The sequence below is a fragment of the Micromonospora sp. NPDC049048 genome (genome assembly GCF_043197615.1).
GTDB lineage: Bacteria > Actinomycetota > Actinomycetes > Mycobacteriales > Micromonosporaceae > Micromonospora.
Map to the genome: position 1 here is coordinate 130554 of NZ_JBICTM010000004.1, position 26767 is coordinate 157320.

The window sequence follows — 26767 nt, forward strand, 5'->3', positions numbered from 1 at the left end:
ATGGTGCAGTTCGCGGTCAATCCGACGCGCTTCGACCCGTACAAGAACTTCAAGTTCCGGGTCAAGTGGGACGGCCGCTACGTGGCCGGGGTCAGCAAGGTCAGCGCGCTCAAGCGCACCACCGAGGTGGTCAAGCACCGCGACGGCGGCGACCCGTCGACCAGCCGCAAGTCCCCCGGGCGTACGGAGTTCGAGGCCGTCACGCTGGAGCGCGGCCTGACCCACGACGCCGAGTTCGCCCAGTGGGCCGGGCGGATCTGGGCACTGCACGCCGGCCTCGGCTCGGAGGCGTCGCTGGCCGACTTCCGGCGCGACATCACCATCGAGCTGCTCAACGAGGCCGGGCAGGTCGCCCAGTCGTACCGGCTGTTCCGCTGCTGGGTGTCGGAGTACCAGGCGCTGCCGGAGCTGGACGCCAACGCCAACGCGGTGGCCATCGAGCACATCAAGCTGGAGAACGAGGGCTGGGAACGCGACGAGGCGGTCACCGAACCGACCGAACCCCGGCTCGGCTCGTGACCGCCGGGCCGCCGCCGACCGAGGCGGAGCTGGTCTCCGCCTGGGACCACGCGCTCGGGCAGCCGGCACCGCGACGCCCCCTGCTGCTGCTGGGCCGCGAGGACGCCGACCGGCTGCCGGTGGGCGAGGTGGCGGCCCTGCTGCTGACGACGGCGCGGGCCTGGACCGGCGACCGGGTGGAGGCCACCCTGGACTGCCCGGCCTGCCCGGAACGCCTCGAGGTCGACTTCGCCGTGGCCGACCTGCTGGCCGCCGCGCCGGACCGGCAGGAGGCCGGCCCGGCCACCGGGACGTTCACGCTGCGCTGGCGGGGGCACCAGCTGACCCTGCGGCTGCCCACGCCAGCCGACCTCCAGGGGGCGGCGCGGGCCGGGGACGCCGCAGCGGCCGAGCGGTGGCTGCTGCGGGCGTGCCTGCTCGCCGCCGACCCGCCGCTGGCCGATCCGGACGCCACCCTGCCGGAGGTGTCGGCCGCCATGGCCGCGCGCGACCCCCTCGGAGTCGTCGCGGTCACCCTGACCTGCCCGGGCTGCGGCACCACCACCGAGGCGCTGCTCGACGTGCCCGGCTGGGCGTGGCAGGCCGCGGACGGCCGCGTCCGGCGGCTGCTCGGCGAGGTGCACCGCCTGGCCCGCGCGTACGGCTGGTCGGAGGCGGAGGTGCTCGGCCTCGGCCCGCACCGCCGCGCCGCGTACCTGGAGCAGGTGCCGTGACCGACTACCTGGCGGCGCTGGCCGCTCTCGCCGTCGACGCCGCGCCCCGGCTGCGGCCCCGCACCCCGGGTCGCTTCGAACCGCAGCAGCCCGAACCGGGCGGCGGCTTCGAGGCGTACGAGATGGAGCGGGAGGCGCCGCCCCTGCCGGCGGCCCGCCCCGCCGTGCCCGGCGCGCCCGCGCCGCACGTCGCGACGCCGACGGCCGCGCCCGCCGCCACTCCCCCACCGCCGCCGACCGCCGAGCCGGCCCCCGACCGCGGGCCGCCGAGGGTCCCCACCGCCGCGCGGACCGCGCCACCCGCGCCGGTCACCGCCCCACCACCCGCACCCTCGCCGCAGCCGGCCGCACCGACCGGCCCACGAGAGGCGGTACGGGCCGCCGCCGCACCGGTCGACCCCGAGCACCCGCCACCGGCGCCCCGACCAGCCCCGCCGCCCGTCCGGCCGGACCCTCCCGCCGCGCCCGCGCCCGCGCCGGCGCCACCCGCCGCGCCGCCCGTGGCCCCGGCGACCGTGCTCCGGCCGGTGACCACCGGTGCGGCCCCGCGCGCCGTGCCGGTGACCCGCGCCGCCGCCCGGGCACCCGAGCGCCCCACCGTGCACCTGCACATCGGCCGGATCGACGTGCGGCTCGCCCCCGGGCGGCGCACCGCACCCGCCGCGCCCGCGCCGGTCACGCCCGTCGCGCCGGCGCCCGCCGTGGACCCGGGACCCGCCCCCGAGCTGGAGGCATACCTGCGCGACCCGGAGGGACGGCCCCGATGAGCAGCGCGTACGCCCTCGCCGCCGTGACCGCCGTGCTGCGCGCCCAGCTGATGGCGTACCTGCGGGCCACCGGCGCGTCGTCGACCGTCGGCGGGGTGTCCGTCTCCGCCGGCCCGCCCGACCGGGTCAGCGTGGGCAACCAGGAAGGCAACCAGGTCAACCTCTTCCTCAGCCGGGTCACCCGCAACCCCACCTGGGCCAACCTCGGCCCACCGCCGCGCAACGCCGCCGGCGACGACGTCGCCGCCGTCCCGCTCGGCGTCGACCTGCACTACGTGGCCAGCGTCCACGGCCACGACCCGCTGACCGGCGAGATCCTCCTCGGGCACCTGCTGGCGATGCTGCACGAGACGCCGGTGCTGACCCGCACGGCGATCCGCCGGTCGCTCGCCCCCGACCCGCCGGACCCGACCCTGCCGGCGCCGGTGGCCGAGTCCCGCCTCGCCGAGCAGGTCGAACAGCTACGGATCACCGTCGCCAACAGCCCCGGCGGCGAGGAGAGCTTCCGGCTCTGGTCGGCGTTCAGCGCCCCCTACCGCAGCAGCGTCTTCTTCGACGTCTCGGTCGTGCTGATCGACCCACTGCGGGCAGCCCGGGAGCCGCTGCCCGTACGGGCGGTCACCGCCGGGACGGTCGACGTACGCGGACCCGAGGTCGACGCCGTACGCGCCGACGGGCCGACCGGCACCCCGGTCACCGCCGCCGCGACCCTCGTCGTGACCGGCCGCAACCTCACCGGCCCCGACACCCGCATCCGCGTCGGTACGGCCACCGCCAGCCCCGCCACCGCGTCGGCCACCGAGCTGCGGGTGCCGCTGTCGGCCTTCGACCGGCCCGTCGCCGCCGGCCTGCGAGGGCTGGTCGTCACCCACTCCGTCGACCTGGGCGACCCGCCCGCGCCCCGGGCGGCGCTCAGCTCCGACGCCGTGCCGGTCACCTACCGGCCGACGATCACCATCGCCCCCGCCGACGTGGTCGTCGACTCCAGCCGCACCGTCGACTCGGTGGTGCTGCGTACCGGCGCGGTCACCGTCACCGCACAGCCGCGGGTCGAGGCGACGCAGCAGGTCACCCTCTCGCTGACCGGGGCGGCCGGCACCATCCTGCCGGCGCCGCCCGGCAACGGCGTCGCCCCGGGCGCCGACAGCACCGACCGGATCCGCTTCGCCTTCCGCGACCTGCCCGCCGGCACGTACCTGGCCCGGCTGCGGGTGGACGGGGTGGACAGTCCGCTGAGCACCGACCCCACCGGCCGCTACACCGGCCCCTCCGTGGTGCTGTGATGCCCGCCGCCCGCGCCCCCGCCCGCTGGCCCGCCCCCGCCGTCGCCGAGCGGGCCGACGACGGGCTGGCCGCCGAGGTGGAGCGGATCCGGCTGCTGCTCAAGGGCGAACCCGCGCAGGCCACCCGCCGCGACGGCGCGCACCTGGACCGGATCGCCGGCGGCTTCGGGCTGACCGGCTTCGAACGCGACGTGCTCGTCGCCGCCCTCGCCGGGGCACTCGGCCTGCTGGACCGCCCGCCCACCTTCGCCTGGTGCCTGGACGCCCTACCCGGCGGGCACTGGGACGCCCTGTCCCCCGACCGTCCGCTGCGCGCCGCCCGGCTGGTCGAACTCGGCGACGGCCCGCTGCCGCACGCCCCGCTGCACGCCGACGAGCGGATCCTGCACGAGGTACGCGGCGCCGGGCGGCTCGACGAGCGGCTGCGGCCGTACGTCACGGAGCTGCCCGCACCACCGGCGAGCCTGCCGCCCAGCCGGCGGCGGGCCGCGACCGACCTCTGCGCCGCGTGGCAGACCGGCCGCCACGCCCTGCGGATCAGCGGGCCGGACCGGCCCGACCGCACGGACGTCATCGCCGCCGCCGCGGCGACGGTGGGCCGCCCCGCCCACCGGCTGGCGGCCGGCGACCTGCCGGACGCCGTCGCCGACCGCGACGCCCTCGTCCGGCTCTGGAACCGCGAGGTGGTGCTCGCCGACCCGGTGCTGGTCGTGGAGCTGACCGGCGACGAACCGCCCGAGCTGACCGGCCGCGTGGCGCACCTGCTGGGGCGGCTCATCGGCGACGTCGTCATCTCCGCCCCGCACGCCGTCACGCTCGACGGGATCGCCGCCGGGCCGAACGTGGACCGGCCGAGCCGCGAGGAACAGCGGGCGCTGTGGCGGGGACTGCTGCCCGCACGCCCGGCCGCCGAGCTGGCCCGCGAGTTCGACCTGGGGCACCACGAGATCCTCGCCACCGCCGCCCGACCCGCCCCCGATCCGGCCGCGCACGCCCGGGACCTGGTCCGCGAGCGGGTCCGCCGGGACCTCGACGGGGTGGCCGAGCGGATCTACGTGCGGGCCGGCTGGGACGACCTGGTGCTGCCCACGCCGGCCCTGACCCAACTGCGGCAGCTGACCGCCGCCGCGGCCGGCCGCGCGCTGCTCGCCGAGCGGGGCTTCGGGCGCCGTACGGGGCGTGGGCTCGGGGTCACGGCGCTCTTCGCGGGCCCGAGCGGCACCGGCAAGACCCTCGCCGCCGAGGTGGTCGCCGGGGCCCTCGGCCTGGACCTGCACCGCGTCGACCTGGCCACCGTCGTCAGCAAGTGGATCGGCGAGACCGAGAAGCAGCTGCGCCGCATCTTCGACGCCGCCGAGCGCGGCGGCACCGTGCTGCTCTTCGACGAGGCCGACGCGCTGTTCGGCCGCCGCTCCGAGGTGAAGGACAGCCACGACCGGTACGCCAACATCGAGGTGTCGTACCTGCTGCAACGCATGGAGCAGTACCGGGGCGTGGCGGTGCTGACGACCAACATGCGTACCGCCATCGACCCGGCGTTCCTGCGCCGGCTGCGGGTGCTGGTGTCCTTCGGGCACCCCGGCCCGGCCGAACGGGCCGACCTGTGGCGGCGCGCCTTCCCGCCGCAGGTCGCCACGGAGGACCTCGACCTGCACCGCCTCGCCGGCCTGGACCTCACCGGCGGCGACATCCACACCGTCGCCCTGCGGGCCGCCCTCGTCGCCGCCGGGGAGCGCGGCCCCGTCCGGATGCGGCACGTGCTCGACGCCGTGGCCGCCGAGTACGCCAAGCACGACCGGCCCGCCGACCCGGGGCTGTGGTCATGAACGTCGAGGTCGACATCCGGGAACTCGTCCTCACCGGCGTCGAGGCGCCCGATCCCGCCGCACTCGGCACCGCGGTGGGCGTACGGCTGGCCCGGCTGCTCGCCGAGCGCGGCCTGCCGCCCACCTCTCCCCCGACCGGCCCGCTGCCGGCACCGGCGGGAACGGACCTGCCGGGGGCACTGGCCGAGGCGATCTGGGCGCAGCTGGGCCGCCCCGCCTGCCGGGAGGCCCACCGGTGAGCGAGCGGAAGGCGGCCGTACGCCCACAGTCCCCGCCCGGCGACCGGGACGCGGACCTGGCCAGGCTGACCCGGGACCTCGTCGACCGGTACGCCCCCGCGCTGGGGCTGCGGCCCGACACCGTGCGGGTGCACCTCGGCGAGGCCGGGCGGCGGGCCGCCAACCACGGCGCGAGAGGCCTCTTCGCCGACGGGGCGCTGCACCTGGCCCCCGGCTACGACCCGACCCGCGCGACCGGGCGGGCCCTGCTCGCCCACGAACTCGCCCACCTGGCCCAGGCCGGCGCCGCCGCGACCACGACGCAGCGCGGCACCGACCCGGAGGCCGAGGCGCGGGCGCTGGCGGAGGCAGCCGCGGCCGGGCGGGCACTCTGGACGCCGTCGGCCCGGCTACCGGCCGGCGCGGTCGCCGCCGACACGGGTGCCGTCGCGACCGCTGCCCGCCCCACGCCGGCCCCCGACGCGCAAGCCGGTACGGGACCGCTGGAGGCGCAGCTCAGCGAACTCGTCGAGCGCCGGTACCGGGCCGAACGGGCCCGGATCATCGACCTGCTCGACGGCCTGTGGGTCTCCGGCGACGACGTGCGCGGCTGCCTGCGGGTGCTGGACACGCTGCCGTTCCTCGTCGCCCGGAGCCTGGTGCACAGCCTGCCGTCGGCACGCCGCACCGACCTGGGCCGCAACCTCGACGACGGCCACCACCGGCTCTACCCGGGTGCCGCCCTCGCCGCGCTCGGCGGCCAGACGCCCTACCTGCTGCGCCTGCTGGAGGCCGACAACGTACGCGGGCTGGACACCGAGGGACTCGGTCCCGTCGAGCGGCGCACGGCGCTGGACGTGCTGCGCGCCCTGCGTACCAGCGTCCTGCGGGAACTGCTCACCGGCGAGCGCGGCAGACACTTCCGGGGCCTGCTGACGCAGGCGCCGGAGCGGGGCAGCGACGCCGACGCCCTGCGCGAGCAGATCACGGCGCTCGGCGGGACCGCCGCCGAGGCCGCCCGGCTCGACGAGGACACGGGACTGCGGGAGCGGCTGCGCCGCGTCGAGCGGCTCATCGGCCAGCGCCAGGGCGCTCAGGCGCTGGAACTGCTGGCCGGACTGGCACCGGCCCCACCCACCGCCGGGGCCACGGCCGACGCGACGACCGCCGGGGCCACGGCCGGCACCGCCGGCCCGCCCGAGCCGGGCCCCCGGCTACGGCACGCGGTCCGCCGGCTCGACGAGGCCGGGCGCATCGACGCCCTGCTGGACCAGCTGCCGTGGGAGGAGAAGCGGGTCGGCGCGCCCCTCGGTCCCCGGCTGCTCGTCGTGCTGGCCGCCCGGGAGGAACACCACAACCTCACCCGCGTCGAAGGGCTGCTGTCGTACGGCATCTTCGACTGGGCGATCCGCGACCACGAGGCCCGCTTCGCGTACCTGCTGCTGCGCAGCCTGCCACTGGCCGCCCAGGACCGGTGGGTGCGACTGGAGCAGGGCCGCTGGTTCGCCCGGCTGGAGGAGAACATCCCGGCCGAGGACATCCTCGGCGGCCGGTACGCCGGACTCGGCAGCCTCGCCGAGCCGATCGACCTGACCCGTCGTACCGGCGGCCGGGCCGACGCCGACCGCATCGTCGCCGAGATCCACCAGCAGGTGCAGGCCGGGGTGGACGGGCACAACTCGGTGGAGCTGGTCCGCCGACTGATCGGGCTGGAACGGGACACCGCCGTCGCCCCGGCCCACCCGGCCGGGCCCGGCCGGGAGACGCTCACCTCGGTGGTCCGCCGGTTGGACGCGCTGCGGGACCTGGACCGGATCGTCGAGGCGCTGCCCGACGCGTACCTGACCCACGAGCGGTGGCGCCCCGAGCTGCTGGACCTGTTCGCCCGCCGCGATCCCGCCCAGTTGGCCCGGCAGGCCCGCCAACTGCTCGACGTCGGGCTGTTCGACTGGGGGGTCAACCCCCGCGAGGCGTGTCTCGCCTTCCACCTCGTACGCAACCTGCCGGCCGCCGAGCAGAGCCGGCTCGCCGCCGAGGACCCGGACCGCTGGGCCCGCATGCAGTCGGCGATGACCCCCGAGATGCGCGCGTCGCTGGCGACCACCGCCATCTCCGGACCCCGCCGGCTGGAGACCCGCGACGCGCTGCGCGACCGGCTGCGCGACGACCGGCTCTGGACGGCCGCGCAGGCCACCGAGCTGCGCTCGCTGGTCATCCAGCTGTACGCCCTCGACGACCGCCGCTGGGTGTTCCTGCGCTCCCGGGAGGTACGGGCCGACCGGGTGCCGGGGCTGGAGTCCCTCGTCGAGCAGCTGCGCCTCTACCACGAGCGGAACCGGCCGACGTTCGTTCCCGAGCAGCTCGACTCCGGCGGCCTGCCCCGGGTCTTCGGCGAGCTGGGCCGGCTGGTCGCCGTCGGCCTGAAGCTGCTCTTCCTCAGCCGGACCGGCCTGAGCCTGTTCACCGAGGAGGTGACGGTCCGCGACTTCGACCTGCACGAGTTGCAGTGGGTCAGCGGCGACGTCGGCGGGGCGCGACTGCGCGACCGCACCCCCGGCGAGCGGTCCAACGAACTGTCCCTGTCGGTCGACGCCCGGCAGGGCGTCGTACGGCTGCGGCTGCCCCGGCTGGAACTCAGTGGCGTGAACCGGGTGTTCACCGGAAGCTCCCTGCGCACCGGCCGGATCACCCTCACCGACCTGGACGTCGTGGCGTCCTTCTCCGACCGGGGCTACGAGCGGCCGGTCGGCGCGCAGGCCGGGGTGGGCGGCGTCAGTGCCGCCGACGTGGTCCTCGCCAGCGAGTCGCTGCCCGGCGGGACGCTGGGACTGACCCGGTTCGGGCTGGCGCACCTGTTCTTCCGCGCCGGGGCCACCGGCACCGAGGACCTGGACGAGCCGTCGCGGCGCGGCTGGATCGGCATCCCGCTGATCAACCCGCTGATCCATCTGCTGCACAACGTCATCTCGTTCTACGGCGGGCTGCCCTTCCTGTCCAAGATCAGCGACGCGTTGCTCGCCCCGTACACGGCCGGTGCGCCGTTCCTGGCCCGCCAGCTCGCCTCGTACACCGCCGGGGAGATCTTCTCGCCCCTGGCGAACTCCGCCATCGGCCTGATCACCGACGGCGTCCTCCGGCCGCCCCGCACGGTCGGCGAGCGGGTCGAGGACGCCGCCGGCATGCTGCGCTCGTTGCAGGTCAGCTTCGCCAGCGCCACCGCCGAAGGGCTCTCCTTCGCCGGCATGCAACAGATCGGCCGGGTGGAGATCGGCCGGACGCTGCTCGGCGTCGGCACCAGCCTGCCCACCCGGCTGCGCGCCGAGCAGCGGTCGCTGGAGGAACGGCTCACCCGCGCCGACCCCACGGCGCAGCCCGCGCTGCGGGAGCGGCTGGCCGCCGTACGCCGGCAGGTCACCGAGCTGGAACCGCTGGAGCGGGAGCTGCACCGCCTGGAGGGGCGGCACCGCTGGCACGCCGACTCGCTCAGCGAGGCCGAACGCCGCCGCATGATCGAGCTGTCCGACCGGCTGCGGTCGAGCGCCGGCGGCACCCTCGACATCGGCGGCATCCGGGTCACCGGGCTGACCGGCCGCGTCGAGGCCGCCGGCGTGGAGATCGACCCCGTCCACGCCGAGGCGTCGCTGCCCTCCCGCGTCGGACAGTACCTCCCCGACGACGAGCTGATCGACCGGTTCCGCGCCGACCGGACCCCGCCCGAGCCCGCCGCCACCGTACGCGCCGCCACCGCGTCGGTCGACGCCGCCGGCGTACGCCTGCTGCCCGGCGCCGACGGTGCGCCCGCCCTGCGCCTGACCGCCGCCGAGCTGCCCACCCCCGAGCAGGTACGCGAGCAACTGGCCGCGCTGCCCGACGAGCCCCGCCACGCGCAGCGGCGCGCCGAGCTGACCCGCTGGCTGACCGGCCTGGCGCGGATCCGGGAACTTCAGGCGCGCCCCGCCGAGCCGGTCGACGCCGCCGACCGGTACGTGCCGGGACACCGCACCCGCGCCGAGGAGCAGGAGCTGCAACAGCTGCGCGAGCAGGCCCGCCGCTACTTCGGCGTCTCCGTCGGCGGGCTCGCCCTCACCGGGTTCGGTGCCTCGCTCGACCCGGCCACCCTCGGGGTGAGCGTGCAGCTCGCCGAGGCCACCGCCACCGACGTGCGCGCCGGCGCGTACGCGATCGAGCGGGTCGAGGCGCGCCGGCTGCGGCTGCGCGCCGACCTCGACACCGACGGCGGCGGGCTGCTGCCGCCCGAGCTGGCCGGCCCGGCCGCCGAGCAGGCCCTGCCGACCCGGCGCAGCGCCGTCGGCTTCGGCGTCGGCGAACTCGTCGTCACCGGGGCGAGCGGCCCCGGCATGGAGGCCCGCCGGATCGCGTTCACCGCGCCGACGCGACCCGACGGGCGCCCCGGCGAGGCGATCCACGGCCGGGTGGTGCCGCGCGGCGACGACCTGAGCATGCCCGACCTCGTGGTGGAGCAGACCGAGCTGACCGGTGTCAGCCTGCGCTCGCCGGGACGCAGCCTCTACTCGCGCGGCAGCACCCGGATCGGGCGGATGAGCCTCGACGTGCTGGTCCGCACGGCCGCGACGGGCTCAGGCCGGCAGACCCGCGGCGCGCTGGTACGCAACATGGTCATCGACCGGATCGACGCCGACCAGGTCGGCATGGACGTCACCGAGCCGGCGCCCGGCTACTCGGTGGAGGCGGTCTCCGGGGCGCTGGTCGGCGTCCGGCTGCGCGACCTCGACGTCGACCTCTCCGGCGCGGAGGCGACCTACTCCGGGCGGCTCACCGTCGGCCAACTCGACCAACTGCGCTTCGCCGTGGTCTCCCGCGCCCTGCAGGGACCACCGACCACGATCACCGGCACGGTGGGCGGGCAGCCCACCGGCCCGGGCGCGGCGGCGGTCACCGTCGACCTCATCCGCGCCGGCGCGCACGAGGTCGACCCGGCCACCGGACGGGTAATCAGCGACCCCACCGACGCCGTCGCCACCCGCCTCGACGGGGTGACCCTCACCGACACCACCCTGCGCACGCCCGACGGCCGCGTCACCGTACGCCGGGCCGGGGTGAGCGGGCGCATCGTGACCGAGCAGGGCGGCGGGCTACGGTTCGAGGACATCGGCCCGTCCCGGATCGAACTGTCGGCGATCGACTGGCGGGCGGGCGACGGGCGGATCACCTCGCGCGGGCCGACCGTGCTCGACGGGCTGACCGTCACCGGCCGCTGGGACAGCACCCCCGAACACCGCGACGCCACCGGACGGCTCGTCCCCGCCACCGCCGAACTGTTCGTCGAGCGGCTGCACATCGACCGGGTCACCGGCCGCGACCTGCGCTACCGCAGCGGCGTGCTCGACGTCGGCCTCGGCCGGGCCACCCCCGTGCCGGCAGGTGAGCCGGACCTGCCGCCGCTGGAGATCCTCGACGTGGACCTGCGCGGGCTGCGCTGGACCCGGGCGGCCGGGCTGACCGCCGGGCGGCTGCGTACCGGGGCCACCCGGGTCGAGATCGCCGGCCAGATCGACGCCGCGCTGCACGTCGACGGCGCGCTGTGGGCCGCGCAGCTCACGCTGGGCTTCGGCCGGGGCGGCCGCATCGAGGCCCGGGTGGTCGGCGGGGAAGGCCACCTCGGCGTGGGCCCGCGCCCCGGCGAACACGAGCAGCACGTCGGCATCCAGGGCCTGGACACGGGCCTGATCCGCGTCGGGCCGGACCGGATCGAGATCGGCCCGGACGGCGCCCCCGGGCTGCGCCTGGCGACGGTCGCGGTGGACGCCCTGAACTGGCAGGGCGAGTCGCTCGGCCTGCGCATCGCCCCCGGGGAGGGCGCGCTCACCTTCACCGGCATCACCGCGCGGGCACGCATCGACCTGTACCCCGCCGGCACTCCGGGCGGCCGGTTCCGGCGACTGCTGCTACGCGAGGTGGTGGTGCAGGAGACCCGCGCCAGCGGCCTGCTGGTCGACCTGCACGACGGCGTCACCATCCGCCTCGACGCCGACCGCGAGGCCGTCCTCGGGGAGCTGCGGCTGCGCCCCGGCGCGGGCCAGGAGGGGTTCGTGGTGGAGGCCACCGGCACCGCGGCCGGCATGCGCGTCCTCGGCGGGCTCGACATCGGCGCGATCAGCGCGCCCCGGGTCGGCTTCGACATCGCCACGTTCCTGTCGCACGGCAGCGCCGACTTCGCCGCCGCCGGCCTCACCGTCGACTTCCTCGACCTGGGCGCGCTGCGACTCAGCCTGCGCGAGCCCGCCCTCACCGCGATCCGCGCGCAGGTCACCGCCGAATCCGGACGGGAGCTACGGCTGCTCGGCGCCCCGGCCGGCCGCCCCGAGTACGGGCTGCGCCTCACCTCCATCGGCTACGAACAGGACCCGGCCACCCCCGGCGGGGCCGCGCCGGGACGTCGGGTCACCGCCCGGGGCGGGGAGATCAGCGGGCTCGACTTCACCGACACCGGCCTCGGCCTGCACGTCTTCGTCGAACGGGGACTGCTCGGCGACCTCACCCACGACCTGAACTCCGGCTCCGGCGAGCTGCCCTCGCTGGACATCCGCGACGCGACGTTCAGCCTCGACCTCGCGACGCTGCTCGGCGGCGCCGCCCCGACCACGCCCACCCGCACCACCAGCGCCCAGCGGCGGGCCGCCATGGCGACGCAGTGGGACGGGCTGCTGCGGATCCTGCACACCTACAACCTCAGCGAGGTCCTCGACAGCCTCAACGGGCACATCGACCTCGACGTCGCCCACGACGGATTCCTCTACGGCACCCGCGTCTGGGAGGTCCGGCTGGCCCTGCGCGACGGGGCGGTGGACTACCGGCGGCTCACCGGCGCGCTGCCCTGGTGGACACCCGGCCGGTTCATGGTCGAGGGCGACGCCCTCGTCTACCGGGTGCACGTGCCCACCGTCGGCCCGGAGGGGGCGCCGCCGCCGGACAGCGACATCGACGTACTGCGCTGGCAGCTCACCACCGGCGAGGTGCAGCAGGCCCGCACCGCACGCCTGGTGCGGCTGAACCGGCTGCTCCAACCGACCCCCGAGTCCCGCGACGACCTGCTGCACACCATCGCCGACTTCGGCGACGACGAACCGTCGACCGATCCGCCCGGCCGGCTGGAGATCCGCAACGTCGACGTGGACCTGTCGGTCGACAACCCGCGCGAGATCACCCTGCCGCTGGGCGCCGGCAACGAGATCGTCCTCGCCCCCGGCGCGCTGACGCACCTCACGGTCGGCGGAGGGATGCGGCGGGGCGCGGGCGGAACCGGCCACCCCGGCGCGCTGCGCCCCATCGCGCTGGAACGCGCCACCGTCGCCCGGATGAACCTGCTCTTCGACTCCGTCGGCGTGTCCACCGGCCAGATCCGGATCACCGACCTCACCGACGCCCGGCTCACCTTCGACGGGCTCAGCCCGCAGCTGCTGACCGGACGGATCACCCGTGCCGTCGCCGAGCGGATCCGCTGGCGGCGTACCGCCCCCGGAGGCACCCCGTGACCAGCCCACTCAGCCCCCGCCTGCTCCGCGCCGGCCTCGTCGTGCTCGACCCGGACAGCGGCCGGACCCGGCGCGTGATCACCCTCCAGTACAACCCGGACGCGCTGACCCGCGGCTTCCAGCTCAAGACCGGCGGCGCGGAGGGCGGCGCGAAGGGCGAGGCGCTGCGGATCACCGGCCCGCCCGTGCAGACCCTCACCCTGGAGGCCGAACTCGACGCCGCCGACCAGCTCGCCGACCGCGACACCGCCGAACTCGGCCTGACCGCACAGCTGGCCGCCCTGGAGTCGCTGGCCTACCCCAGCCTGGCCGCCGTGCAGGACGCGGCGGCGCTGCTGGCCGCCGGAACCCTGGAGGTCGTCCCCCCACCGGCCCCGCTGGTGCTGCTGGCCTTCGGGCGGCGCCGGCTCTGGCCGGTACGCATCACCGAACTGACCATCACGGAGGAGGCGTTCGATCCCATGCTGAACCCGATCCGCGCGAAGATCCGGTTGGGCCTGCGGGTGCTGACCGTCAACGACGTGGGCACCGCCGGGCGGGCCGGCGGGCTCGCCATGGCCGCCCACCAGCAGCTCGAACAGCTCGCCGGCCGGGCCCGCGGCGGCCGGCTGGGCGACCTCGGAATCGACCGGCTGCCGTGACCGGGCCCAACGACACCGACCCGGCCCTGGTGGCCGCGCACAGCCGCGTCGCGGAGACCCTCTTCGCCGCCACCGGCGCCGGCGGCGTCGGCGAGCCGTCGCCGGGAACGATCCCCCCGCAGAGCCGGTACGCCGGCGTCGGCACCGCCGTCACCGTCGACCCCGACACCGGCCGGGAACTGGTCCACCTGCGCCGCCGCTTCGTGCCGCCCGCCGAGCGGCTGGCCACGGCCGGCTGGGAGCAGGTGGCCGACGGCGACCGGGTCGACCTGCTGGCTGCCCGTACGCTCGGCGACCCGACCGCGTTCTGGCAGCTCTGCGACGCCAACGGCGCCGCCGACCCGGCCGAGCTGGAACAGCCGGGCCGGGTCGTGCGGGTGGCGCTGCCCGAGGGCTTCCCGGGAGGCGGCGATGGCTAGGGGCGTACGCCTGCAACTGCTCATCGGGCCGCTGACCTTCCGCCCCGCCCCGTACGAGCTGGTGGAGGCGTTGCAGGAGGCGCAGGTGACCCAGAACGCGGGGCAGCGTTCCGGGTTCCAGCTCCGCTTCGCCCTGGGCCGGGGCTCGCTGGCCGAACGGATGCTCGCCGACGGCAGCCTCGACCCGCCGACCCGGGTCCTGCTGGTGCTGCACCTCGACGGCCGCCCGCAGGTGCTCTCCGACGGGGTCGTCACCCGCCACGACGTGGCCCGCAGCAACGACGCCGGCGCCTCCACGCTCACCCTCACCGGCGTCGACGTGAGCCAGATGATGGACCTGATCGACCTGTCGGACCTGCCGATGCCGATGCCGGCCGAGGCCCGGGTGCTGACCCTGCTCGCCCCGTTCGCCGCGTACGGGGTGGTGCCGATGCTGGTGCCCAGCGTGCTGGTCTTCGCCCCGAACCCGATCCAACGGATCCCGGCGGTACGCGGCACCACCTTCGCGTACGTGTCGCAGCTGGCCGACGAGGTCGGCTACACCTTCTACGTCGAGCCGGGCCCCACCCCCGGCATGAACGTCGCCTACTGGGGGCCGGAGGTCCGCGCGGGCCAGCCCCAGCCGGCGCTGACCGTCAACGCCGACGCCGGCTCCAACGTGGAGTCCCTGTCGTTCTCGTTCGACGGGGTGCAGAAGACCCTCTACCTGCTCACCGCCTTCCCGGAGCAGGTACGGGTGCCGATCCCGCTGCCGGTGCCGGACGTCACCCCGCTGAACCCGCCGCTGGGCCGCAGGATCCCCGTCCCGCTGTCGTACCGGCGGATGAACATCGGCCGGTCGAACCCGGCCGGCACCGACGACGCCACCGCCCGGATGGACGTGGTGCAGACCCTCGCCCGGGGCCTGGCCCGCGCCGCCCAGTCGGCCAACGTGATCACCGGCTCCGGCTCGCTGGACGTGCTGCGCTACGGCCGGCTGTTGCAGTGCCGGCGGCTGGTCGGGGTGCGCGGCGCCGGACGCGCCTACGACGGCGAGTACGTGGTGAAGAGCGTGACGACCACCGTCAAGGCGGGCGAGGTCAAGCAGCGCTTCTCCCTGGCCCGCAACGCCCACGTCTCCACCTCAGGGAGGGCACACCCATGACGACCAGGTACTACGGCAAGTATCGCGGCACGGTGGTCAACCACGTCGACCCGTTGCAGCAGGGCCGCATCCAGGTGACCGTCCCCGACGTCACGCTGCCCCCGTCGACCTGGGCGATGCCCTGCTTCCCCCTCGCCGGGATCCAGGCCGGCATGTTCACGGTGCCGCTGCCCGGCACCGGCGTGTGGGTGGAGTTCGAACAGGGCGACGCCGACCATCCGATCTGGACCGGCTGCTGGTACGGCTCGAAGGCCGAGATCCCCGCGCTGGTGGCCGCCGCGCCGCCCCTCACCCCGCCGATCGTGTTGCAGACCCCCGGCCAGGCCACCCTGATGATCTCCGACGCGCCCGGCCCGGCCGGCGGCATCCTGCTCAAGACGCTGACCGGCGCGATGATCTCGATCAACGACACCGGGATCGTCATCTCCAACGGCAAGGGCGCCTCGATCACCCTGGTCGGGCCGACCGTGGCCGTCAACCAGACCGCCCTGACGGTGACGTGATGCCAGGCCCGCCGCTGCACGTCGGAGCCGTCGTCTCCTGCCCGCACACCGGGCCGGTCACCGCGCAGACCGGCAACTCCCGGGTGCTCGTCAACGGGCTGCCGGTGCTCACCGCCGCCGACGCCTATCCGGTCGCCGGCTGCACCTTCCAGGTCCCCGTCGGCGCCGGCACCAAGCCCCAGCCGTGCGTCCGGATCCAGTGGACCACCCCGGCCGCCCGCGTGCTGGTCAACGGCCAACCGGCGATGCTGACCACCAGCGTCGGCCTGGGCGTCAGCGCCGAGGGCATACCGCAAGGCCCGCCCACGGTGAGCGGATTTCAGGTCCGGGTGGTGGCGTCGTGACGTACCCGGCCTTTCCGTGGCGCCCCGACAACCGGGGCCGCTCGGGGCTGGCCGGCCCCGAACGGCACGTCGCCGACCTGGTGGAGGCGGTGCTGTTCACCGCGCCCGGCGAACGGGTCAACCGGCCGGACTTCGGCGCCGGGCTCGGCCACCTGCTCTTCGCCCCCGTCGACGAGGCGGTGGTGGGCGCCGCCGAGTTGCAGGCCCGCAGCGCACTGCAACGGTGGCTCGGCGAGCTGATCGAGGTCGACGAGGTCCGCGTCGACCTGGCCGAGGCGGCCGTACGCGTGCACGTCGGCTACCGGATGCGCGCCACCGGCCGCCCGGCGGAGGTACGGATCTCGAGGGGGACCGGATGAGCGTGCGGTGCACCGACGACGAACGCCGGGCCGAGGTCGCCCGCCCCGGCAGCGCGTTCAACGGGATCGACTGGGTCGAGGTGGACGCGGCAGACCAGAAGCTGCTGCGGGTCGGTTTCCTGCATCCGCTGCCCGGCCAGCCGGGCGGCGTGCCCGGCGCCCCGGCGCTGGTCGCCGGCAACGTGGTCGTCGACGGTGGCGTGCGGATCACCGGCGTACGGGTACTCAGCGTCGCCGCCTCCGCCGCGGTGCTCACCGTGCGGGTGGACCGGGCCGGCGACTTCTCCCCGTACACACTGCGGCTGGTGCGCTCAGCCGTGGACGAGCGGGTGCCGCCCGGGTTCGACCCGGTGCTGGCGGCGGCTGTGTTCTCCTTCAAGGCCAACTGCCCCAGCGACCTGGACCCGGCCCCCGCCGCGCCGACCGTGCCCCCGCCACCGGCCGCCCCCGCGGCGGTCGACTACCTGGCCAAGGACTACGACGGCTTCCGGCGGCTGATGCTCGACCGGCTCGCGGCGCTGCCGGGCTGGGCCGAACGCAACCCGGCCGACCCGCTGATCACCGTGGTGGAGGCGTTGGCGCACGTCGCCGACCGGCTCTCCTACCGGCAGGACGCCGCCGGCACCGAGGCGTACCTCGGCACCGCCCGCAGCCGGGTCTCGGTGCGCCGGCACGCCCGGCTGCTCGACTACACGGTGCACGACGGCTGCGCCGCCCGCGCCTGGCTCAGCGTGCGCGTCGCCGCCGGCTCCGACGCCGAGACCCGGGGGGTGCCGGCCGGCACCCCGGTGCTGGCCGCCGACCGGGCCACCCCGGTCCTGCCGCCCGCCGACGCGGCGACGCTGCTGGCCGACGGCGCCACCGGCTTCGAGACGCTGACCGCGCTCGCCCCCCGCGCCGCCCGCAACGAGATCGCCCTGCACGTCTGGGGCGGCCGGGACTGCCGCCTGCCGGCCGGCGCGACCCGGGCCACCCTGGTCGACCTGCCGGCCACCGGGCTGGCCGCCGGCGACCTGCTGCTGCTGGAGGAGGTGCTCTCCCCCGCCACCGGGCGACACGCCGACGCGGACCCCACCCACCGGCAGGTCGTCCGGCTGGTGGCGGCACGGCCGGGCACCGACCCGGTGGAGGGGCTGCCGGTGCTGGAGGTCGAGTGGGGTGCCGCCGACCGGCTGGCGTTCCCGCTCACCGTCACCGCCTCCGTCGCCGGTACGGGCACCGGCCAGCTCGTCACCTGCGCGGTCGCCCGGGGCAACGTGGTGGCCGTCCAGCACGCCATCGCCGTACGCGGACACCTGCCGCCCGCCGCCGAGGCCCGGTGGCGGCCGGTGCTCACCGCCGAGCCGGTGGCGGCGGCGGCCCCGTTCCCGACGGACACCCCGGCCAGCCAGGCCCTCGCACAGGACCCCCGCGCCGCGCTGCCGCTGATCCGGCTGGAGACCACCGAGGGCAGCTGGCGGCCCCGCCGGGACCTGCTCAACGCCGACCGCTTCGACCAGGGCTTCGTCGCGGAGCGCGAACGCGACGGGCGGGTCGGCCTGCGCTTCGGCGACGACGTGTCGGGCCGCCGGCCGCCGGCCGGCACGGTGTTCCAGGCGACCTGGTGGCGTGGCGGCGGCGCCGCCGGCAACCTCGGCCACGACGCGCTGACCACCCTCGTCACCGACCGTGCCGGCGTCCTCGGCGTGACCAACCCGCTGCCCGCCGTCGGCGGCACCGATCCGGAGGACGTCGAGCACGCCCGCCAGCACGCACCGGTCGCCTTCGCCACCCAGGAACGGGCGGTCACCACCGGCGACTGGGTGGCCGCGGCGCTGCGGCTGCCGGAGGTGGCCGGCGCCACCGCCCGGATCCGCTGGACCGGATCCTGGTGGACGGTCTTCCTCACCCTCGACCTGCTCGGCGGCCAGCGGCTGGCCGCCGAGCCGGGCCTGGCCCGCCGCCTCGCCGCCCGCCTCGACCGGTTCCGGGTGGCCGGCTACGACCTGCAACTACGCGACCCGGTGGACCTGCCGGTGGAGCTGCGGCTGTGGGTGTGCGTGACGCCCGGGGCGTTCCGCTCCGACGTACGCCGGGCCCTGCTGGAGCTGTTCTCCGACCGCGACCTGCCCGGCGGAGGTCGCGGGTTCTTCCACCCCGACCGGTTCAGCTTCGGCACCCCGCTCTACGTCAGCCAGCTGCTGGCCGCCGCGGTGACGGTCCCGGGCGTCACCGACGTCCGGGTCACCGAACTGCACCCGGTGGGTGTGGCGCCCGGCGGCGAGCTGGCCGCCCGGGTGCTGCGCACCGGCGACACCGAGGTGATCCGCCTCGACAACGACCCCAGCGTGCCGGAGCACGGCATCCTGCACCTCGACCTGGTGGGTGGCCTGTGACGACACGAGCGGGCCGCGGGCCCAACCCGCCCGGGCGCGGCGGCATCGACTACCGGCTGGGCCGGCAGGCGGACTTCGTGGCCGACATGCTGGCCCGCCTCGGCGGCCGGCCGGAGCTGGCCGGGCTGACCACCCGCGAGGCCGACGACCCGGCCGTCGCGCTGCTGCACGCCTGGGCGGGCACCCTGGACGTGCTCGCCTTCTACCAGGAGCGCATCGCCAACGAGGGCTTCCTCGGCACCGCCACCGAGCGCGGCTCGGTGCTGATGCTGGCCCGGGCCATCGGCTACGAGCTGCGGCCCGGCGTCGCCGCCACCACCTGGCTCTCCATCACCGTCACCGCCACGCCCGGCGCGCCGGACGGGGTGCCGATCCCGGCGGGCAGCCAGGCGCAGAGCGTGCCGGGCCCCGGCGAGCTGCCCCAGGTGTTCGAGACGGTCGAGCCGCTGCTCGCCCGTCCCGAGCTGAACGCCGTCGGGCTACGGGTCACCGAGCCCCGCGCCGTGCGCCCCGGCGACGACACGCTCCACCTCGCCGGCACCGAGACCGTGCTCGTCCCCGGCCACGCGCTGCTGCTGGTCGGCCCCGACTGGTTCGACGTACGCCGGGTGCGGGCCGTCACGGCGGTGCTGCCGCAGGCGGCCACGGCCCTCGACGGCGGCCAGGTGGTGCCCGCGTACACGGTGGTCGGGTTGGACGCCCCGGTGACCGCCCGGGCGCTCGGCGCGGAGCTACGCCAGCAGGTGCCCGCCGTGCAGGTGCACCTGCTGACGCAGCGGGCCGCCCTGTTCGGCCACCAGGCCCAGCCCTGGTCGGCGCTGCCCGTGGCGCTGCGGGTGGGCGAGCTGAACCCGGGCACGAACCAGGTGCTGCCCGGCGCGTACGCGGGCCGCGCGCAGAGCTGGGTGGACGCCCCGTTCGCGGCGGGCGTACGCGAGCTGCACCTGGACCAGTCGTACCCGTCGATCACGGCCGGGTCGTGGCTGGTGCTGGAGACCGGCGGGACCCCGCAGCTACGCCGGGTGGACACGGTCGCGGACCTGCCGGTGGCGGACTTCGGCATCGCCGCCCGCACCACCCGCGTCACGGTGACCGGCGGCGACTCGGACACCTTCTCCCGCCGCGCGACGACGGTCCTGGGCGACAGCCGGCTGCTCCCCCTGGCCCCGGTGCCGCTCACCGCACCCCTGGCCCGGACGTCGACACTGGAGCTGGCCCGCCCGGCACCGGGGCTGGAGCCCGGCCGGCGGCTGGTGCTCACCGGCGTCGACCCGGCCGGCGCGGCGGTCCGCGAGGTGGTCACCGTCCAGCGGATCCGCGACACCACCACGGTGGACCTCGAGGCGAACGTCGCGCACACCTACCGCCGCGACAGTGTCCGCATGCTGGGCAACGTGGCCGAGGCGACGCACGGGGAGAGCCGGGCCGAGGTGCTCGGCGGCGGCGACGCCCGGCAGGCGTTCCAACGGTTCACGCTGCGGCACGCGCCGCTGACCCACGTGCCCGCCGCCACCGCCAGCGGCTCGCGCACCACCCTGGCGGTCTGGGTCGACGGGGTCCGCTGGCAGGAGGTGCCGGCGCTGCTCGGCCAGCCACCCACGGCCCGGGTCTACACCGTCCGGCGGGCCGACGACGGCACCGTCAGCGTCACCTTCGGCGACGGCCGGACCGGGGCGCGCCTGCCCACCGGGCAGGACAACGTGGTGGCCACCTACCGGTCCGGGATCGGCCGGCTGGCCGACCTGGCGCCGGGACGACTGACGATCCCACTGTCCCGGCCGCTGGGCCTGATGGAGGTCACCAACCCGGTGCCCGCCGCCGGCGCCGACGACCCGGAGGGCGTGGACCGGGCGCGCCGCAACGCCCCGCTGGCCGTACGGACCCTGGGCCGGGTGGTCTCCCTGCACGACCACGCCGACTTCGCCCGCGCGTTCGCCGGCATCGGCAAGGCCCGCGCCGACCTGGTCTGGGACGGGCAGCGGCAGATCGTCCTGCTCACCGTGGCCGGTCCCGACGGCGCGGCGGTCCCCGAGGACGCACCGGTGCGCACCGACCTGCTGCGCGCCCTCGACGCGGCCCGCCAGCCCGCCGTGCCCGTACGCATCCTCGGCCACCACCGCCGCCGGGTCACGGTGACGGCCCGGCTGCTCGTCGCGCCCGGGTACCGGTTCACCGCGGTCGCCGGCGCCGCCCGGGCGGCGCTGGTCGCCGGCCTGAGCTTCGACGCCCGCGACTACGCCCAGCCGGTACGCGCCAGCGAGGTGCAGGCGCTGCTGCACACGGTGCCCGGGGTCGCGGCGGTGGTGCTGGAGCTGCTGCACGAGGCCGGGCAGCCCGCCGGCCGGGCCGAGGTCATCCCCGCCGCACCGGCGCGGCGCACCGGCGACCTGCTGCTCCCCGCCGACCTGCTCACCGCCGACGCCGGTGACGTCACCCTGCTGGAGGCATCATGAGGGCCGAGGAGATCTGGGCGCTGCTGCCGGGAGCCCTGCGCAGCCAGGACGAGGCGGCCGGCGGTGTGCTGCGCGCCCTGGTCGAGGTGATGGCGGAACAGGCCGAGGCGCTGGGCGCCGACGTCGACCAGCTCGCCGACGACTGGTTCGTGGAAACCTGCGCCGAGTGGGTGGTGCCGTACCTCGGTGAGCTGGTGGGCGCCGGCCGGCTGCACCCGCTGGCCGACGGCACCGGCTTCTCCGACCGGGCCCGGGTGGCCGACACCATCCGGTTCCGGCGGCGCAAGGGCACCACCGCCGCCCTGGAGGAGCTGACCCGGGCGAACACCGGCTGGAGCACCGCCGCCGTGGAGTTCTTCGAACGCCTGGTGACCACCCAGCACGTCAACCACGTCCGGACCGCGCCGGCCACCGCCGCGATCCGCGACGCGGGGCCCCTCGAACTGGTCGGCGGGCCGTTCGAGCCGGTCTGCCGCAGCGTGGACGTACGAGCCATGGACGCCGGCCAGGGCCGCCCCAACATCGCGAACATCGGCATGTACGTGTGGCCGCTGCCGTCGTACCGGCTGGACCGGGCCACCGCCGCCCCGGTGGCGCAACCACCCGACGGGCGGTGGTGGATCGACCCGGTCGGGGTGGACCGGCAGCTCACCGGGCCGACGGTGACCGAGCCGGACATCGACCACCGCGCCGACGAGGCCAACGTGCCCGGCCCGCTGCGCCGCCGCCCGCTGCGCGACGAGCTGGCCGCGCTCGCCTCCGCCGCCCCGCCCGCCCCGGAGGAGCTGCGCTGGTTCCGGGAGGACGACCCGTCCTTCGTGGTATGGATCCAGCCGGTCCCCGGCGACGAGCTGCGCCCCGTACCGCTGGAGCACCTGCGGATCTGCGACCTGACCGGGTGGGAACGGCCGACCGGCAGCCTGGTGCGGGTCGACCCGGTACGCGGCCGGATCACGGTCGCGGCCGGGCGGCCCGTGCACCGCCTGGCGGTCTCCTGGTGGTACGCCTTCGGTGCCGACGTGGGCGCCGGCCCGTACCCGCGCCGGGGCGACCTGGGCGCGGCCGACGGGCCGGTCGACTGGCAGCTCGCGGTGAGCGTGACCGAGCCGCCGCGCCCCGGCGAGGTCGTCGCCTCGATCGGCGAGGCCGTCACGGCCTGGCACGACTGGCAGGCCGCCCACCCGGGCACGGCCGGGCGCATCGTGCTCACCGACAGCCACCGCTACGCGGAGGACCTCGTCGTGCGGGTCGGGCAGGGCAGCCGGCTGAGCGTGCTGGCCGCCCGGTGGCCCCAGCCGCCGGACCGGCCACGCCGGCAGAGCGACCTCGACCCGGTCGGCGTGCGGCCCTGCCTGCTCGGCGGCCTCTCGGTGACCGGCACCGGCACCGGCGAGCGCCCCGGCGAACTGGTCCTCGACGGCCTGCTGGTCTCCGGGGCGGTGGGCGTCGCCGCACCCCCGGCAAGCGGGCCCGGCCTGGGCCGGATCGAGCTGCGGCACTGCACCGTCGGCCCGGCGGCGACGGGCCTGACCGTCGCCGCCGGCAACGACCGGACGCGGGTGGACGTGCACCGCTGCGTCACGGGCGCGCTGGCCACCGGCGACGGCCCGCTCACCGTGGCCGACACCCTCGTGCACGGCGGGATCACCGCCCCGGACGCCGAGGCCGACCTGGTGGGGGTGACCGTCCTGGGCGTCACCGACGTGCGGGTGCTGACCGCCACGGACTGCCTCTTCGACCAGCCGGCGACCGTCGCCCGACGCCAGCAGGGCCACGTCCGCTTCAGCTACCTGCGGCCCGGCTCGGTCACGCCGCGCCGCTACCGCTGCCAGCCGGACCTGGCCGAGCAGGCCCACCCCGGCGACCCCGACGTGGCCACCCGCGTCGGCCCGGCGTTCGCCAGCACCCGCTACGGCGACGCCACCTACGGCCGCCTCGCCGGCAGCGCCGCCGCCGAGCTGCACACCGGCGCGGAGTCCGGCGCCGAGATGGGCGCGTTCCGGCGGGCCCTGACCCCGCAACGCCTCAACAACCTCGCCCTCGCGCTGGCGGAGTACCTGCCGCTGGGGCGGGTGGCCGCTGCCCTGCCCGTCCTGCCGACCGGAGGAACCACACCATGAAGGGCGACATCAGCCGCGCCACGTTCGACCAGCGGCGGCACGCGACGAGCGTACGCAAGCAGCAGGGCCGGGTGGACCTGGACGCCGACTGGAACGAGCAGCAGGACATCCAGGCGCACCTGCGCGCCACGGCGCTGACCGACGTGGTCGGCCCGGTCGGCGCGCCGCTGGCCGGCGGGGCGTTCGCGCTCACCGGCGGGGCCGACCTGAAGCTGTCGGCCGGCCGCTACTACCTCGACGGGGTGCTCTGCGAAAACGACGCGCAGGTCTCCGTCTTCGCCCAGCCGGACCTGCCGGCGGCCGGCCCGTTCGTCCGCCGCCTCGACGGCACCTGGCTGCCCACCGGCGCCCCGGTGCCCGCCGGTGTCTACGTCGCCTGGCTACAGGTGTGGCCGCAGCACGTGACCGCCACCGAGGACCCGGCCCTGCGCGAGGTCGCCCTCGGCGGGCCGGACACCGCCACCCGGCTGCGTACCGTCTGGCAGGTGCGGCTGGTGCAGGCCGGGCCGCCGAACACGCCGGTCGGCTGCGCGGACACCCCGCCGGGCTGGGCCGAGCTGACCGCCGCCTCCACCGGCACCCTCGCCGTCCGGGCCGACCCGACCGGCGCCGCCGGCGGCGACTGCGTCATCCCGACGGGGTCGCCGTACACCGGGCTGGACAACCAGTACTACCGGGTGGAGATCCTCGCCGGCGGCGCCCCGGGCAGCGCCACCTACGTGTGGTCCCGGGACAACGCCTCGACGGTGGCGACGTGGGAGAGCGTCGACGTCGACGTGCTGACCGTGAAGGTTCCCGGCCGCGACGGCAGCGCCGGCTTCGCCAACGGCTCCTGGGTGGAGCTGACCGACGACGGCCGGGAGCAGAACGGCCTGCCCGGCACCCTGGTGCAGGTCGACCGGGTCGAGGGCGACCGGATCGTGATCCGCCCCGCCACGGCCACGGGCAGCCTCGACCGGGCCGACTTCCCGAGCCGGCCACGGGTGCGCCGCTGGGACGGGCGGGGCACGGTGCCCGCCGGCGGCGCCGAACTCGACCTGGAGCTCGGCATCAAGATCCGCTTCGCGGCCTCGGGCGGCTACCGTACCGGCGACTGGTGGGCGTTCCCCGCCCGCGCGGCGGTGCACGACGTGGAGTGGCCACGGGTCGGCACCACGCCCGTGCCGCAGACCCCGCAGGGGCCACGCCGCTCCCACGGCCGGCTGGGCGTCGTCGCGTACGACGGCAGCCAGTGGAGCGTGCTGCGCGACTGCCGGCCGGTCTTCGCCCCGCTGACCGGTCAGCTCGCCCTGAGCCTGCTCGGCGGCGACGGCCAGGAGGCCGTGCCGGTGCCGGCCAGCCCGGCGACCCTGGTGCCGCTCGGCCACGACCTGGTGGCCGGAGTCGCCGTCGGCGGGCGGCCCGTCGCCAAGGCCCGGGTCAGGTTCAGCGTCAGCGTCGGCCAGGGCCGGGTGACCTCCGGGTCCACCACCGCCGCCACCGTCACCGTCGAGACGGGCGCCGACGGGCGGGCCCGCTGCGCCTGGCAGCTCGACTCCGCCACCGCCACCCAGGAGGTCACCGCCGTCCTGCTCGACGAGGCCGGGCAGCCCACCGGCCTGCCGCTGACCTTCACGGCCAGCCTGTCGCGCGCCGACCGGGTGTCGTACGACCCGACCGGGCACCCGGCGCTGGCCGGGTCGACCACCGTGCAGGCCGCCATCGACCAGCTCGCGGCGGCCACCACCGGCGGCTGGGCGACGGTGACCGTCCGGCCGGGCATGGACTGGGTGCAGGCCCTCAACACGCTGCCCGCCGGCGACGTGCTGATCTGCTTCGCGCCCGGCCTGTACACCAGCGCCACGCCGGTCACCTTCACCGGACGGGCCAACATCCGGCTGCTGGGTGCCGGCCCGGCCAGCCGCGTACGGGTGCAGGGGCACGAGCACGCGCTGATGTTCGTCAACTGCGGCACCGTGTCGGTGGCCCACCTGGCGGTGGAGACCCCCGGCCCGGCGTACGCCTCGAACCGCCTCGGGCCCGTCACCGCGATCAACTGCGCCGAGGTCACCGTCGAGCACGTCCAGCTCACCGGGGTGGCCGGCGCGTCGCCGCAGAACACCTGCCTGACGGTCCGCAACGACGAGGGCACCCCGGCCGGCCGGGTGCGGGTGCTCGACTCGGACTTCCGCATCGGCCACGGGCAGCAGGGTGTGCTGCTGGTCAACCCCGACCACGCGATCGTCACCCGGTGCCGCTTCTCCTGCCCACCCCGCCCCGCCTCGCTCACGCTGGCCGAGCTGGTCAAGGACGAGAAGTTCCGCGGCCAGCTGGCCGGCCAGCTCGTCGGCCGCCTCGCCCTCGACCGCGACGACCGGCTGGAGCGCGGCGAGTGGAACACCGTCGTGCGGGTCGGCCAGTGGGGCGTACGGATGAACTCGATCGTGCCGGAGAGCGAGTGGCGGACCCTGACCACGCTCCACCCGCCCACGGCCGAGGACCTGCGCGGCGACGAGGCCGCCGGGGCGTACGTGCTGCGCCTGGTGGAGCTGGCCACGCAGGACCCCGGGCGGCTGCCCACCTACAAGCGGCAGCTCACCTCGCTCAAGGGACGCCTCGGCGAGAGCGCCGGGCGGATCTTCGACACCGACGAGGGGCGCCAGACGCTGCGCGACTACCTGGTCGGCGGCGGGCTCGACGTACGGCGGGCCGACGACATCGCCCGCGACCGCCGCGAGGTGGCGCTGCCCGCCCCCGGCGCGAGCCTGCGCTTCGACTCGGCACTGAGCCAGGGCGCGTGGGAGGCCGCCGTCGCCGCCTCGCCCCCCTCCCGCCCGGTGCAGACGCCGTCGGCCGCCGCCCGGCACCTGCGCAGCGTCGCCGACCGCATCCTGCTGGAGCCGGCCTTCGGCGACCGGTACGCCCGCGCGTACCGGCTGGCGCTGACGGCGGCGGCGGAGACCTCGGTGGGCGCCTGCGGGGTGGTGATCGGGGGCGGGACCGCCGTCGGCGACGTCGAGGTCTCCGACTGCCGCTTCGACCAGGTGGCGGAGGGCGTCCACATCGGGATCTCGTACCGCCCGGGGCCGCCCATCCACGGTCGCACGATCCGGGTCACCGGCAACGACATCCACCTCTACAAGGCGTGGTGGCGCGGCTCGGGGACCATCCGCGGCATCAAGATCGGCAACATGCGCCACGTGTTCGTCTCGGACAACCGGATCTCGGTGGCCGCCGGCACGGGCCTCGGCGTCTGGGCGTACGGCGCCGGCGGCCCGATCATGGCGATCCGGGACAACCTCGCGCAGAACTGCGACCCCGGGATCATGTGCAACCCGTCCTGGTCCGGCGCGCCGGCCAAGCGCCTGTGGTCGGTCACCGACAACGTGTCGACGGACGGTCAGATCCTGGTCGGCGGCGGTGCGCGGAACTCGGGCAACGTCAGCTGAGCTGTCACATGGGTGACTGCGCGCCCGCGGGGGTCCCGCCTACGCTTGCGGTGACTGCCACTTAGCACGGTTGCGAATCGCGGATGTGGTTCAGGGGTTCAAGTCCTCTGGTAGTCACCAACAGTGGCAAGGCGGGTCCTC

17 protein-coding genes are annotated in these 26767 nt (G+C 76.3%); all 17 read left to right on the forward strand.

Features of this window, described 5'->3' with window-relative positions:
* Genes ACGFIG_RS15305 through ACGFIG_RS15385 form a run of 17 tightly spaced genes read left to right on the forward strand, consistent with a single transcriptional unit; the run spans window position 1 to window position 26626 of the window.
* Window positions 1–519, forward strand: coding sequence for a phage tail protein (locus ACGFIG_RS15305; protein ID WP_393003159.1), 519 nt, complete (start codon window positions 1–3; stop codon window positions 517–519).
* The gene (locus tag ACGFIG_RS15310; RefSeq protein ID WP_393003161.1) at window positions 516–1232 is read left to right on the forward strand and encodes a hypothetical protein; all 717 of its coding nucleotides are present in this window, start codon (window positions 516–518) and stop codon (window positions 1230–1232) included. The genes ACGFIG_RS15305 and ACGFIG_RS15310 overlap by 4 nt, the downstream gene beginning before the upstream one ends.
* The gene (locus ACGFIG_RS15315; protein WP_393003163.1) at window positions 1229–1999 is read left to right on the forward strand and encodes a hypothetical protein; all 771 of its coding nucleotides are present in this window, start codon (window positions 1229–1231) and stop codon (window positions 1997–1999) included. Before ACGFIG_RS15310 ends, ACGFIG_RS15315 begins: the two co-directional genes overlap by 4 nt.
* On the forward strand, window positions 1996–3282 hold the full coding sequence (locus ACGFIG_RS15320; RefSeq protein WP_393003165.1) for a DUF4255 domain-containing protein: 1287 nt from the start codon (window positions 1996–1998) through the stop codon (window positions 3280–3282). Before ACGFIG_RS15315 ends, ACGFIG_RS15320 begins: the two co-directional genes overlap by 4 nt.
* On the forward strand, window positions 3282–5108 hold the full coding sequence (locus ACGFIG_RS15325) for an ATP-binding protein (RefSeq protein WP_393003167.1): 1827 nt from the start codon (window positions 3282–3284) through the stop codon (window positions 5106–5108). Before ACGFIG_RS15320 ends, ACGFIG_RS15325 begins: the two co-directional genes overlap by 1 nt.
* Window positions 5105–5347 (forward strand): hypothetical protein, encoded by a 243-nt coding sequence (locus tag ACGFIG_RS15330; protein WP_393003169.1) that lies wholly within the window; start codon window positions 5105–5107, stop codon window positions 5345–5347. The genes ACGFIG_RS15325 and ACGFIG_RS15330 overlap by 4 nt, the downstream gene beginning before the upstream one ends.
* Window positions 5344–12840: a DUF4157 domain-containing protein gene (locus tag ACGFIG_RS15335; protein WP_393003171.1), complete on the forward strand. Its 7497-nt coding sequence runs from the start codon at window positions 5344–5346 to the stop codon at window positions 12838–12840. The genes ACGFIG_RS15330 and ACGFIG_RS15335 overlap by 4 nt, the downstream gene beginning before the upstream one ends.
* Complete coding sequence (locus ACGFIG_RS15340) at window positions 12837–13481, forward strand: hypothetical protein (protein WP_393003173.1); 645 nt, start codon at window positions 12837–12839, stop codon at window positions 13479–13481. The genes ACGFIG_RS15335 and ACGFIG_RS15340 overlap by 4 nt, the downstream gene beginning before the upstream one ends.
* Entirely contained in the window at window positions 13478–13900 is a 423-nt protein-coding gene (locus ACGFIG_RS15345; RefSeq protein ID WP_393003175.1) for a hypothetical protein, read from the forward strand. The genes ACGFIG_RS15340 and ACGFIG_RS15345 overlap by 4 nt, the downstream gene beginning before the upstream one ends.
* On the forward strand, window positions 13893–15044 hold the full coding sequence (locus ACGFIG_RS15350; RefSeq protein ID WP_393003177.1) for a hypothetical protein: 1152 nt from the start codon (window positions 13893–13895) through the stop codon (window positions 15042–15044). The genes ACGFIG_RS15345 and ACGFIG_RS15350 overlap by 8 nt, the downstream gene beginning before the upstream one ends.
* Complete coding sequence (locus ACGFIG_RS15355; protein ID WP_393003179.1) at window positions 15041–15547, forward strand: phage baseplate assembly protein V; 507 nt, start codon at window positions 15041–15043, stop codon at window positions 15545–15547. Before ACGFIG_RS15350 ends, ACGFIG_RS15355 begins: the two co-directional genes overlap by 4 nt.
* The gene (locus tag ACGFIG_RS15360) at window positions 15547–15891 is read left to right on the forward strand and encodes a hypothetical protein (protein WP_393003181.1); all 345 of its coding nucleotides are present in this window, start codon (window positions 15547–15549) and stop codon (window positions 15889–15891) included. Before ACGFIG_RS15355 ends, ACGFIG_RS15360 begins: the two co-directional genes overlap by 1 nt.
* Entirely contained in the window at window positions 15888–16250 is a 363-nt protein-coding gene (locus ACGFIG_RS15365) for a GPW/gp25 family protein (protein ID WP_393003183.1), read from the forward strand. Before ACGFIG_RS15360 ends, ACGFIG_RS15365 begins: the two co-directional genes overlap by 4 nt.
* Complete coding sequence (locus ACGFIG_RS15370; protein WP_393003185.1) at window positions 16247–18625, forward strand: baseplate J/gp47 family protein; 2379 nt, start codon at window positions 16247–16249, stop codon at window positions 18623–18625. The genes ACGFIG_RS15365 and ACGFIG_RS15370 overlap by 4 nt, the downstream gene beginning before the upstream one ends.
* Complete coding sequence (locus ACGFIG_RS15375) at window positions 18622–21078, forward strand: hypothetical protein (RefSeq protein ID WP_393003187.1); 2457 nt, start codon at window positions 18622–18624, stop codon at window positions 21076–21078. The genes ACGFIG_RS15370 and ACGFIG_RS15375 overlap by 4 nt, the downstream gene beginning before the upstream one ends.
* A complete protein-coding gene (locus tag ACGFIG_RS15380) occupies window positions 21075–23198 on the forward strand; it encodes a hypothetical protein (protein ID WP_393003189.1) in 2124 nt (707 codons plus the stop codon). The genes ACGFIG_RS15375 and ACGFIG_RS15380 overlap by 4 nt, the downstream gene beginning before the upstream one ends.
* Complete coding sequence (locus ACGFIG_RS15385; RefSeq protein WP_393003191.1) at window positions 23195–26626, forward strand: DUF6519 domain-containing protein; 3432 nt, start codon at window positions 23195–23197, stop codon at window positions 26624–26626. Before ACGFIG_RS15380 ends, ACGFIG_RS15385 begins: the two co-directional genes overlap by 4 nt.
* Window positions 26627–26767: the final 141 nt, after the last annotated feature.

Bases quoted from the DNA above. Each gene is read 5' to 3' on its own strand.
- ACGFIG_RS15305 (WP_393003159.1), top strand. From the start codon at position 1: ATGGTGCAGTTCGCGGTCAATCCGACGCGCTTCGACCCGTACAAGAAC.
- ACGFIG_RS15320 (WP_393003165.1), top strand. From the start codon at position 1,996: ATGAGCAGCGCGTACGCCCTCGCCGCCGTGACCGCCGTGCTGCGCGCC.
- ACGFIG_RS15325 (WP_393003167.1), top strand. From the start codon at position 3,282: ATGCCCGCCGCCCGCGCCCCCGCCCGCTGGCCCGCCCCCGCCGTCGCC.
- ACGFIG_RS15330 (WP_393003169.1), top strand. From the start codon at position 5,105: ATGAACGTCGAGGTCGACATCCGGGAACTCGTCCTCACCGGCGTCGAG.
- ACGFIG_RS15350 (WP_393003177.1), top strand. From the start codon at position 13,893: ATGGCTAGGGGCGTACGCCTGCAACTGCTCATCGGGCCGCTGACCTTC.
- ACGFIG_RS15355 (WP_393003179.1), top strand. From the start codon at position 15,041: ATGACGACCAGGTACTACGGCAAGTATCGCGGCACGGTGGTCAACCAC.
- ACGFIG_RS15360 (WP_393003181.1), top strand. From the start codon at position 15,547: ATGCCAGGCCCGCCGCTGCACGTCGGAGCCGTCGTCTCCTGCCCGCAC.
- ACGFIG_RS15370 (WP_393003185.1), top strand. From the start codon at position 16,247: ATGAGCGTGCGGTGCACCGACGACGAACGCCGGGCCGAGGTCGCCCGC.
- ACGFIG_RS15380 (WP_393003189.1), top strand. From the start codon at position 21,075: ATGAGGGCCGAGGAGATCTGGGCGCTGCTGCCGGGAGCCCTGCGCAGC.
- ACGFIG_RS15385 (WP_393003191.1), top strand. From the start codon at position 23,195: ATGAAGGGCGACATCAGCCGCGCCACGTTCGACCAGCGGCGGCACGCG.